The sequence below is a fragment of the Pseudomonas sp. GW821-FHT02A08 genome, from assembly GCF_059422045.1.
Window position 1 is genome coordinate 89314 of sequence record NZ_JBWKWD010000003.1, and the last position, 11753, is coordinate 101066.

General features: G+C 60.2%; 9 protein-coding genes. 6 read left to right on the forward strand and 3 right to left on the reverse strand.

What is annotated here, in order from left to right:
• The first annotated feature begins 109 nt into the window (after positions 1-109).
• The gene (locus AC07W4_RS03650; protein WP_008052027.1) at positions 110-328 is read left to right on the forward strand and encodes a DUF2970 domain-containing protein; all 219 of its coding nucleotides are present in this window, start codon (positions 110-112) and stop codon (positions 326-328) included.
• Positions 329-334: 6 nt separating this feature from the next.
• Here AC07W4_RS03650 and AC07W4_RS03655 read toward each other — a convergent pair whose 3' ends face one another.
• Complete coding sequence (locus AC07W4_RS03655) at positions 335-1420, reverse strand: ABC transporter substrate-binding protein (protein WP_495031520.1); 1086 nt, start codon at positions 1418-1420, stop codon at positions 335-337.
• Positions 1421-1943: 523 nt separating this feature from the next.
• On the opposite strand from AC07W4_RS03655, the gene AC07W4_RS03660 reads away from it, so the two are divergent.
• Positions 1944-3602, forward strand: coding sequence for a nitrite/sulfite reductase (locus AC07W4_RS03660; RefSeq protein WP_495031521.1), 1659 nt, complete (start codon positions 1944-1946; stop codon positions 3600-3602).
• Positions 3586-4080, forward strand: a complete 495-nt coding sequence (locus AC07W4_RS03665) for a DUF934 domain-containing protein (RefSeq protein ID WP_007987432.1) — start codon at positions 3586-3588, stop codon at positions 4078-4080. The genes AC07W4_RS03660 and AC07W4_RS03665 overlap by 17 nt, the downstream gene beginning before the upstream one ends.
• Before the next feature lie 51 nt (positions 4081-4131).
• Here AC07W4_RS03665 and AC07W4_RS03670 read toward each other — a convergent pair whose 3' ends face one another.
• Positions 4132-8067, reverse strand: coding sequence for a dermonecrotic toxin domain-containing protein (locus tag AC07W4_RS03670; RefSeq protein WP_495031522.1), 3936 nt, complete (start codon positions 8065-8067; stop codon positions 4132-4134).
• Positions 8068-8393: 326 nt separating this feature from the next.
• Positions 8394-9416, reverse strand: a complete 1023-nt coding sequence (sohB, locus tag AC07W4_RS03675; protein ID WP_495031523.1) for a protease SohB — start codon at positions 9414-9416, stop codon at positions 8394-8396.
• Positions 9417-9617: 201 nt separating this feature from the next.
• On the opposite strand from sohB, the gene AC07W4_RS03680 reads away from it, so the two are divergent.
• The 3 genes from AC07W4_RS03680 (at position 9618) to AC07W4_RS03690 (ending at position 11715) form a co-directional block, all read left to right on the forward strand.
• Complete coding sequence (locus AC07W4_RS03680; RefSeq protein WP_495031524.1) at positions 9618-10328, forward strand: histidine phosphatase family protein; 711 nt, start codon at positions 9618-9620, stop codon at positions 10326-10328.
• Positions 10329-10392: 64 nt separating this feature from the next.
• Entirely contained in the window at positions 10393-10707 is a 315-nt protein-coding gene (locus tag AC07W4_RS03685; protein WP_007976511.1) for an SCP2 sterol-binding domain-containing protein, read from the forward strand.
• A gap of 144 nt (positions 10708-10851) precedes the next feature.
• Positions 10852-11715 carry a LysR family transcriptional regulator gene (locus AC07W4_RS03690; protein WP_008050672.1) on the forward strand — a complete coding sequence of 288 codons (864 nt, stop codon included), beginning with the start codon at positions 10852-10854 and terminating at the stop codon, positions 11713-11715.
• The last annotated feature ends 38 nt before the right edge of the window (positions 11716-11753 follow it).

Genomic DNA, 11753 nt, shown 5'->3' on the forward strand with positions numbered 1-11753 from the left:
TACATAGTTACCGCAAGTTAGAGAAGGCGAGACAAAGCGTTTCAGGCAGCCACGGCATGAATCGGCAGATTGGCTATGCTGTGGGGACCCACTTTCAGGCGAGGGTTTTATGGACGATCCGGCCGACAACAAGCCGCCGACCTTCTGGCAAATGCTGCACAGCGTCATGGCGGCGGCGTTCGGGGTGCAGAGCGGGAAGAACCGGGCCCGTGATTTCACTCATGGCAAGCCGAGTCATTTCGTGATTCTGGGGATTGTGTTCACGGTGGTGTTTGCATTGACACTGTTCGGCATCGTCAAACTGGTGCTGTTTCTGGCCGGGGTTTGATGCGACTCAGTGCATCAGGGTTTGCAGGGTGAACGGGTAGCGCCAGGATGCGGGACGCCCCTTGGCCGAGAATTTGTGAAAGTCCACGCCGAAATCCTGCGCGGCGCCCATCGCCAGCAGTCGCCTGGCCTGTGTCCGATCGATCAGTTGCAACAACGGAACCTGTCGGTCACGGCCGCCGTACTGGCTGATGTCCACGCCTTCATCGTAATCATGCAATTGCACCAGCGCCCAGCCCCCCAGTGTGAAGTGCCCGCCCAGCAAGACGCTCAGGCGACGGTCCAGCAGTGCCTGCAACGCCGCGGGTGAATTGTTGATCGCGCCGAACAATACGCCTTGGCCTGGCACACCGCCGGCTTCGGCATAAGCCTGCATCACACCGAACGCCATCTCGTCATTCGCGGCCCAGACCAGCGACGTCTGCGGGTAGCGCTTGAACAACAACCTGGCCTGCTCGTAGGCGCGTTGCCGGGTCCAACCGCCGTACACCAGTTGCCGCAAACGCACCTCGGGGTGTTCGGCCAAGGCACGCCGCAGGCCCTTCTCGCGAAATTGCGCGGACGGGGTGATCTTCAAACCGGAAAACGCCAGCAGTTCGATCGTCTGGCCAGGGGCCACCGGGCCGCGCTGTCGAATCAGCTCCTTGAGCATCAGGTAGCCGCCCTCCTCGTCATTGGGCACCAGGCTACCGAGCAAATCGGGATACTTTTCAGGTCGGGCGCCGATCAGTTTCATCTGATCCGCAGTCAAGGCGTTGTTGACCATGAACAGCTTCACACCGCTGCCTTTGGCCAGCCGCAGGATTTCGGGCGCGATGTATTGCTCGTTGACGAAGACCAGATAGTCGGGACGATGGGAGCCCTGAAGGGCTTCGCGAGCCTGCCGGATAGTGTTTTCCGAGACGCGGTCGGAATACTGGATGCGCAAGTCCATCCCCAGGTCGGTCGCCGCGGCCTGCATGAACTGCGAGTAACTCATCCAAAAAGCTTCCGTGGGGGTTCCCGGGTTCAGGAACAGCACTGACGCCGCCTGGGCACAAGATCCCACGACCATGCCCAGCGTCAGTAATACGCCACACAAAAACTTCAACATTGGTCGTCCGAGCCCCCGGAAATTCGCCGCGCATTATAGCCAGCGAACCTCCGTAAAACGGCGATTTTTCCGGTTTTTGTCAGACAATCGTCGGAATCGGGCCCGGACGGGGTCGTTTACTGATGGCTGACCCAGAAAACCGCTGTCCCCACGACCAGCATGATCAGGAACAAAATTGCCCAGGCATCAACGGTGCTATCGCTTTTCCGTGCTTTGGTTGGGTTGCTCATTGCATCGCCTCTTGTCGGTTTTATCGGTGATTGCATAAAGACACGAGCAGAGTAAAGACGACGATTGCCCGCATCACAAACAGGGTCTTTGCAACAACGATTCTCATTAGGCGATTTGGTTCTTTACATATGCTCAAACATCACTTTTACGCATAACTGCAAACTGGTATCTTGCCCCGGCTCCGTAGGGAGTGCGCGGCCGTGCGCGCAGAATTGCCGAGGTTTTATCGGACGCCAGCAAGCCAAAATACGCCGCTGTTTCCGACCGGCCCAAGCCTGAGAACAGGACTTATATGTACGTATACGACGAATACGATCAGCGGATCATCGAGGACCGCGTCAAGCAGTTCCGTGATCAGACCCGACGCTATCTGGCAGGCGAGCTGAGCGAAGAAGAATTCCGCCCCCTGCGCCTGCAAAATGGCCTTTATATCCAGCGTTTCGCGCCGATGTTGCGAGTCGCCGTGCCTTACGGCCAACTGACTTCGCGCCAAATGCGAATGATGGCCAGGATTGCCCGCGACTACGACAAGGGCTACGCCCACATCAGTACCCGGCAGAACGTGCAGTTCAACTGGCCGGCCGTGGAAGACATTCCGGACATTCTTGCCGAACTGGCCACCGTGCAGATGCACGCGATCCAGACCAGCGGCAACTGCCTGCGCAACGTCACCACCGACCAGTTTGCCGGTGTCGCCGCCGACGAACTGATCGACCCCCGCCCATGGTGCGAGATCGTGCGCCAGTGGACCACGTTCCACCCGGAATTCGCCTACCTGCCGCGCAAATTCAAGATTGCCGTCAACGGTTCGACTTCCGACCGTGCCGCTATCGAAGTCCATGACATCGGCCTTGAGCCGGTGCACAACGCCGCTGGCGAACTGGGCTTCCGCGTGCTGGTTGGCGGTGGCCTGGGCCGTACGCCGGTGGTGGGTGCATTTATCAATGAATTCCTGCCGTGGCAAGACCTGTTGAGCTACCTCGATGCCATCCTGCGGGTCTACAACCGCTATGGCCGTCGCGACAACAAGTACAAGGCGCGGATCAAGATCCTGGTCAAAGCGCTGACGCCTGAAGTCTTCGCGCAAAAAGTCGACGCGGAAATGGAGCACCTGCGCGGTGGCCAAACCACGTTGACCGAAGCCGAAGTGCAGCGCGTCGCCAAACATTTCGTCGACCCGGACTACAAGGCGCTGGAAAACCAGGCAGCCGCACTGGCCGAACTCGACCAGCAGCACCCGGGCTTCGCCCGCTGGCGCGTGCGCAACACCCTGGCTCACAAGAAGCCGGGCTATGTGGCCGTGACCCTGTCCCTGAAGCCAACCGGCGTTGCACCGGGCGACATCACCGACAAGCAGCTCGACGCCGTGGCCGACCTGGCCGACCGCTACAGCTTCGGTCAACTGCGCACCTCCCATGAGCAGAACATCATCCTGGCCGACGTCGAGCAGGACAAGCTGTTCGCCATGTGGGGCGAGTTGCGCGAGCAAGGCTTCGCCACGCCGAACATCGGCCTGCTGACCGACATCATCTGCTGCCCGGGCGGCGACTTCTGCTCCCTGGCCAACGCCAAGTCGATCCCGATCGCCGAATCGATCCAGCGCCGTTTCGACGACCTGGACTACCTGTTCGACATCGGCGAACTGGACCTGAACATCTCCGGCTGCATGAACGCCTGTGGTCACCACCACGTCGGCCACATCGGCATCCTGGGGGTGGACAAGAAAGGCGAAGAGTTCTATCAGGTTTCCCTCGGCGGCAGCGCCAGCCGCGACGCCAGCCTGGGCAAGATCCTCGGCCCGTCCTTTGCCCAGGAAGCCATGCCTGACGTGATCGAAAAGCTGATCGACGTGTACATCGAACAACGTACCGAAGACGAACGCTTCATCGACACCTATCAGCGTATTGGTATCGACCTCTTCAAGGAGCGTGTCTATGCAGCGAATCATTAAGAACAACGAGGTCGTCGACGAGACCTGGCACCTGCTGCCCAAGGATTTCAACATCGACGGGATCAGCAACTGCGACGACCTCATCGTGCCGTTGCAGCTGTGGCGCGAACACAGCCGCATGCTCCTGGCCCGCGACGGCGGCCTGGGCATCTGGCTGGACGCCGATGAAGAAGCCGAGGAAATCGGTGAAGACGTGGCGCAGTTCCAGGTCATCGCCCTGAACTTCCCGGCATTCACCGATGGCCGCAACTACTCCAACGCCCGCCTGCTGCGTGACCGTTACGGTTTCAAGGGCGAATTGCGGGCCATTGGCGACGTGCTGCGCGACCAGCTGTTCTACATGCATCGCTGCGGTTTCGATGCCTTTGCTGTACGCCCCGACAAAGACCCGTACGAAGCCCTTGAAGGCCTCAAGGACTTCTCGGTGACCTATCAGGCCGCGACAGACGAACCGCTGCCGCTGTTCCGTCGCCGCTGACCGTCACGCCTTGAACCCCGGCCCGGGGTTCAAGGCGTTTTACCCTTCCCGCTAAAACACCGGATAATCCGCCAGCGGAATCGGCCGCCCCGTGGCGACCCAATCGCGGTACAGCCGGGCTCGATCTTCCAGCACCACGAACAACCTGAACGGATTGTCCGCATCGGCCATCCGCGTTTCGACACACTGACGCAACCAGCCCCACAACTCCTCTGAAGCATCCGCTTCGTGCAGCAAGCGCCACACTCGCGCCTGTAGCGACAGATAATCGACCTGGAAATCCGCCGTCAGGCTCAAACCATCCATGACCCGGAGCAACGTACTGCCCGATGGCTTGCCGGCCAATCGTTGCCAGATCTGTTGCCGCGCCTCGCGCACGCTTTCGTCGCCCTCCTCCAGCCAGGGCGTCGCACTGCCATAATCGGCACCCGGCTCACTCAGCCACAGATTGATACCGGTGCGCTCACGATGATCGACCAGGCGCAACAACGTCTCTTCATCCGTCAACGGATTACCCCACAGTTTCACCCGGTCCCGGGAGACCGCCTGACTCAGTATCGCGTAGGGAACCCGGCCGATCCGGTTGCCGCGCAAGTCAAGCGAGGTGAGGTACGGCTGATCGGCGATGCCAATCGGGCAATGGCGAATTCCGGTGTTTCTCAAGTTCAACACGCGCAACTCATTCAACCCCAGTACAACGGGCGGGACTACCAAAGGGTTGTCGCTCAGATCCAGCGTTTGCAGGCTCACCAGATCACAAAACTGTGAAGCCGTGATCTCCTGAAGCTGCAGAAATGTGGAACCCAGGTTGAGCGTTGTGAGTCGGGTCAATTGACGGACCGGCGCCGGCAATACACCCTCCAGCACGTCGTCTGCATTGAGCCGACGCAGGTCGACACGCTCCAGGTTCAGGGAGCGCAGATTCGGAAAGCTTTCCAGAAAGGCATCCAGGCTCTCGCGCTCGACCAAGTGCAGGGCCTTCATCGATAGCTCGACAACTTCATTGAAGCGCACGTTCATCGTCGGCAATCGATGGAAGTCCTCGAAACCCAGATCCAGCCTGTAGCCGGAAAACACCTCAGCGGACAGCACTCTATTGATCTGGGGCGGGCATTTTTGCCAGATGCTCATCAGTTCGTCACTCAGTTCAATTCGTGTTTCACGCTCGTAATCGATCACGCTTTGCAGCAGTTCGGCATTGTATGCCGCCACCTGTCGGGGATTCATGCCCGCGGCGTCATCATCGCCTACTGCCAGAAAATCCACGTCCATGTCATCGACATCCAGCACGGCCTGGTCGACCCACTGGCGCAGGTCGGCATGCAACTGTTGCATCTCGAGAGTCAGCCGATCCACCAGTGCTTGTGCACCAGCACCTGCCGTCAGGAGTAACTCGTCCGCCTGGGCATCGGTGAAGTCCGGGTACAGACTCTTGACCTGCAAACGCTTGATTTCGTGGGTCAGCACAGCGGCCTGTGGCGTATTCGGAAAGCCGCCGCCGCGCAATCCCGGTGCCTCGAAGGGTAACCCCGAATCCATTCGACCCAAGCCATGCGTCAGTTCGGAGCGGGACATGGCGTGCCCGCCAATGCGCAAGCGCAATTCACTGGCAACGTCCGGCGTGCGCAGCGACATCGCCGTGCGCTCCTCCACGGACAATAGGTCGACCAGCGCGGTAAACAGATTCGAACCCTCGCCGTCGGTAGCGGCCACTGCAGAATACCGATAACGATCACCCACCTTGATCAAACGCCGACAATCCGCTGAATCGAGCGGGCCGCAGCGGTCCAGGACCCGGCCGCTGATTGATCCGTCGAGCACTTCGATACGCAAGCCTTTCGGCCAATCGGCCAGGCGTTGCAGGGAATGAAACGCCAGGGCATCGGTTTCGCGATGGACAACCGAGCGCATGTACAAGCCTTCATAGGCCCGGTTGAGTCGTACGTGTTGTTGATACTCCCGCGCCTTGCTGTCCAGGCGCTTGAACAGTTGCAACGCCTCGTCAGCATCGAAGGGCCGATCGATGTCGACTCCCGAACGGTCGAGAATCTGCTCCACGGCACTTTTCGGCAACCCGGGGTATTCGCCCTGAAACAGGCGAATCCATTGCTGGTCCGAGTGCTGGAGCGCCTGATAGCGGGCGTTGAACAATTCAGCCCGCGCCTGCGAATCGGCGACGGTGTCGAGTTCCCGATCGAGCTTGAAGCGCGTGATGGTGTCGGCGAGCAACGGCGTCGGTGGGCGCCCGGCCTGCATCAGGCGCAGCATATCGTCGTCGACCATACTGACCTGCGCGATCTGCGCCAGCACCTCATCACTGAAGGAAGCAAGTGGCGCACAAACGCCACGCATCAGCTCCACACGTGTCGACACGGGCGCCGGAGCCGATCCGGGGGTGGGCTCGACCGGCGTTTCGCGAGGCGTGTCGGGAGGCGTGTCGGGAGGCGTGTCGGGAGGCGGCTCGCTCCCGGCTTCCCGGGGTTCGTGCAGCGTTCCGGCGATTTTTTCTTCACCATTGAGTGCCGCCACCGCCCCGGCCAGCGCAAGCGCATTGAGCATGCCGAACACGGTGCGCGTCACGCCTTCGGAGCGCTGCTCGGGTGTTTTGCCGTTGATGGCCTGATCGAGGCCGTACCCGGCGTCGATCAGGCCGGCCAGCACCAACACACCCTCGCCTCCTGGAATGAACAACGCCAATGGACCCAACCGATTGATCCACTGCACAAGCGGTTCCACCACCGCGCTCAGGTTGTCGCGATTGACTTGGGCATCGTCGCGGATGGTTTTGACACTGGCCATGGAGGCTTGCTTCATGGTCAGCACCAGTTGTGCGAACGGATCGGTGTCGGTCGGCGCTCGCGCAAGGTCGATGTAATCCTGCGGGTCCCAGAATCCGTCGTTGTTGAAGAACCCGGCGTTCTTTTGCAGCCAGTGTTCCTTCGGGTAAACCGCCATGCCCTCCAACGCCGTCCACACGCCCGCATGGAAGGTGCCGTCTTCACGATCGTCCTCGGCAAAGTGCGCAGCCAACGCTTGCCGTGTAGCGTCCACCCGGCCTTGGGCCACGATCCATTGGCGCAGGTGCTGGAAGTCGGTGAATTCATGCAAGGGTGAGGAATTGCCCGGGATATTCAGCAAGACCCTGCCACTGTGACGGTGGCGATAGCACCAGATATCGTTCGAGGTGTAGCGATAGATCGTCAGCCGGCCGACCTCGATCGGCGCGCTGACGCGGGTTGGTGACTGCACCTGGCCGATGCTCAGCGCATTCCAGGTCTGCTCCGCTGGCAATCCGGCGGCCTGCATCGCCAGGGCCAGGCCTTCCTGACTCAAACTGCCCTCCTGATGCTGCAGGCAGGCGCTCATGATAAAGGCGGCCTTGGCCGAGGTTCTCAGGTCGTAAGGCTCTGTCTGGACGATGCGCTTATCGGAAGGCCAGGCGTGGTCAAGATAAGCCTGATAGCGGGTTTGCAGATCCAGTTCCCACACCCATTGTTTGAAATCGGCCGGCCGGAGGGCGATTTGCGTGGAGGGACCGTAGGTTTGCGGTGTTGTGCACCGGTAAATACCCTCATAGTCCCGGTAATAATCCACGGCTTTGGCAGAAGGGTCATCGACGGGATCAACGATACGTATCTCGGGACCGATGTCCGGTGGCGTGTACAAGCCGAACGCCGTTTCTCCGAAACGACCGTCACCCACCGTCTGATAATTCGACAGCAATGCCTGCACCAGGGTACGTGAATTGTTCACCTTTCCCTGGTGGATCGCGTCATGCACGGCGCTTGCGTCGGTGTCGTAGTCCAGCGTTACCAACAGAGCCGTTTGCGGATCAATGGCCTGTCCCCATTTTTCCGTTATCAGTGCTGCGCCGAATTGCTCGGGGGATTGCGGCAGCGCTGTCGCTACCGCCGTATTCAGTTCATCACGCAAGGGCGTGACAGGTGGATGTGGCGGGGCGTAGTGGCCGTGCGAATAGTCGTTCATGTGCATTCCGTTGCAGACATTGGAGGAATTGCAACATAGCGGGCGGTGCCTGGGGCGGCAGTAGGAAGGGCTCGTCAGCGCGTCTGGGAAATTTCGCTGATGCGTGAAGGATGTAGCAACTGCCGAGCCTGCGAGGCTGCGTTCGAGGACAACGTCCTCGCAGGCTGGTGTACGCGGTTTGTCTGATACACCGAGCTGCACGGTTTTGCGACTGCTTCGCAGCCGAACGCAGCCTCGTAAACTCGACAGCTGCTACAAAGGACCGTTTCAACTTCAAAAACCGCAGCAGGCGCTGCGGTTTCATTTTTTCGAAGGCAACAAAAGCGTTACCAGAAGCGTTGCTGGGTCAAGCGGCTCCACCAGCTCAGCAGCACGCGATCGACCGAACCGCTGGCGGCCATGCCGATGCGCTCCGGCAGGCTTTTGCGTTCGGCGTAATGCAGGTGATAGAGCTCGGACTTGCTGGCGCGCTCAGCGAGGTATTCATCGCTGGTCTTGAGTTCGTCGACCAGTTGTTTGTCCAGCGCCGCGACGCCAAGCCAGATTTCGCCGGTGGCCACTTCATCGATCGCCAGTTGCGGGCGATAGCGCGACACGAAGTTCTTGAACAGTTGGTGGGTGATGTCCAGGTCTTGCTGGAACTTCTCCCGGCCCTTCTCGGTGTTTTCGCCAAAAACGGTCAGGGTGCGTTTGTATTCACCGGCAGTCAGCACTTCGAAGTCGATATCGTGCTTTTTCAGCAGGCGATTGACGTTGGGCAACTGCGCCACCACGCCAATCGAGCCAAGGATCGCGAACGGTGCGCTGATGATCTTCTGGCCGATGCACGCCATCATGTAGCCGCCGCTGGCCGCGACCTTGTCGATGCACACGGTCAAGGGCACGCCGGCCTCACGGATACGCGCCAGTTGCGAGGAGGCCAGGCCGTAGCTGTGAACCATGCCGCCGCCGCTTTCCAGGCGCAGCACCACTTCGTCCTTCGGTGTGGCGAGGGTCAGCAAGGCGGTGATTTCGTGGCGCAGGCTTTCGGTGGCCGACGCCTTGATATCGCCGTTGAAATCCAGCACGAACACCCGGGGTTTGACCTCGGGTTTTTTCTTCTGTTTCTTGTCGGTTTTAGCCTGGGTCTTGCGCAAGGCCTTGAGCTGGTCCTTGTCGAGCAAGGTCTGCTCCAGGCGTTCGCGCAGCCCTTTGTAGAAATCATTGAGCTTGCTGACCTGCAACTGGCCGGACGACTTGCGCCGTCCCTTGCTGCGCAAGGCCGCAAAACTGGCCAGGACCACCAGAATGGCGATCACCAGGGTCACAGTCTTGGCCAGAAAAATGGCGTACTCGGAAAAAAACTCCACAGGGACTCCTCAAACGATGCACGGCTCGAACGCGCGCGGGATACTTCCAGCATACCCATGCTCCGGCCTTGCGACCAGTCGTGAAACCTCTGACAACAGGCCTGTAACGGGCATTTCAAACAAGCGTATGTTTTTTCATTGACAGCACACCGCCATCCCCATAACCTCGCCAAACCTTCAACGTACCGGGATGACGCGGACGTGGGCAGTATCTATTTGATTCGACATGGCCAGGCCTCCTTCGGTGCTGACGACTACGACGTCCTGTCGCCGACCGGCATTCGTCAGGCCGAAATCCTTGGCCGGCACCTGGCTGAACTCGGGATCAGCTTCGACCGTTGCCTGGCGGGAGACCTGCGCCGCCAGCAGCACACGGCCAACAGCGCGCTGGAGCAATTCGCCGCGGCGGGCCTGACGGTGCCGCTGCTGGAAACCGACTCCGCCTTCAACGAGTTCGACGCCGATGCGGTGATCCGCGCCCTGTTGCCGGCCATGCTGCCGGACGAACCCGAAGCCCTGGACATTCTGCGCAACGCCGCGCAAAACCGTGGTGAGTTCCAGCGCATCTTCGCCCTGATCATCGAGCGCTGGCTGGCCGGCACCTATGACACACCGGGCCTGGAAAGCTGGCTGGGGTTTGTCGAGCGGGTGCGGGCCGGCTTGCATCGCATCCTCGACCAGGCCGACAACACCCACAAGATCGCCGTGTTCACGTCCGGCGGCACCATCACCGCCCTGCTCCACCTGATTACGCAAATGCCTGCCCGGCAGGCCTTTGAATTGAACTGGCAAATCGTCAACACCTCGCTCAACCAGCTTAAGTTTCGTGGTCGCGAGGTGGCCCTGGCTTCCTTCAACAGTCATGCGCACCTGCAACTGTTGAAGGCCCCGGAACTCATCACGTTTCGCTGAGTCCGGACTATTGTGACCCTGGCTGTAATCACCCAGCTCTTATTACCCAAGAAAGGATCGAACCATGACCTCCGTAGCTGATGCCGTACAAGCAATGAAAGCCAAGTTCAACCCAGCCGCCGCTGCCGGTCTGGACCTGGTCTTCGGTTTCCGCATCGACGACACCAAGAACTTCTCGCTGATCGTCAAGAACAGCACCTGCGAACTGCAGGAAGGCGAGAACCCGGACGCCCAGGTGACCCTGGTGATGGACGGCGAAACCCTGGAAGGCATCGTCGACGGTTCGACTGACGGCATGCAAGCGTTCATGGGCGGCAAACTGCGCGCTGAAGGCGACATGATGCTGGCGATGAAACTGTCCGAGCTGTTCCCGTCGTAAGCACCTGGCTCCCGAACTTTGGGAGCGTGCCTGCTGCAAACGAATCCCGCCCTTAGTGGCGGGATTCGTCGTTTTTGCCTGCCCGCCGCTGAACCTTGTGCCAAGGGGGCATACAATGCCTGAACCACCCACACCGGCCACCCCATGGACATCGACCTCGCCCGCACCTTCCTCGAAATCGTCCGCCATGGCAGCCTGGCTGCCGCCGCGGAAAAACTCCATGTCACCCAGACCGCGATCACCGCACGGGTGCAAAAACTCGAGAGCCAGCTGGGCAGCACCCTGTTCGTGCGTAATCGTGCCGGTGCCCGCCTGACGCCCAACGGCGAAGCGTTCGTGGTGTACGCCAATCAGCTGGTACAAACCTGGGAAGCCGCGCGGCGTGATTTGCCGTTGCCCGAGGGCTTTCACGACGTGTTGCACATCGGGGGCGAGGTGAGTCTGTGCAACCCGCTGATGCTCGGCTGGGCCGGTGAAATCCGCAAAAATATCCCCAGCCACGCCCTGCGCATGGAAATCCGCGATGGCGAGAACCTGCTGCGGCAACTGGAGTTGGGCGTTCTGGATGCCGCGTTGGTGTATCAGCCCGAGTATTGGCCGCGTTTGCAGGTCGAGCAGATTCTCGAAGAAAAGCTGATTCTCGTGCGCCAGGCCGACAAGCCCGATCCTTATGTGTACATCGATTGGGGCACTGATTTCCGGCGCCAGCACGACGCCGCGCTGCCGGAAAAAGCCAAGGCCGCGCTGAGTTTCAATCTCGGTCCGCTGGGCTTGCAGTACCTTCTTGAAAACGGCGGCAGTGGCTACTTCCGCACCCGCGTCGTACAGAGCTATCTGCAAAGTGGCACCCTGGAACGGGTGCCCAAGGCGCCGGAATTCAACTACCCGACGTATCTGGTCTACTCCCGCGATCGTGACTCGCCGACACTGCAACGGGCCTTCGACCTGCTGCGCAAGGTCATCGATTCCGACGAAGACTGGTCGCAGCGCTGGGATCCGCTGACCTGAGACCGGTTTGCACCGGATCATGGCCGTTGTGTCCTCAA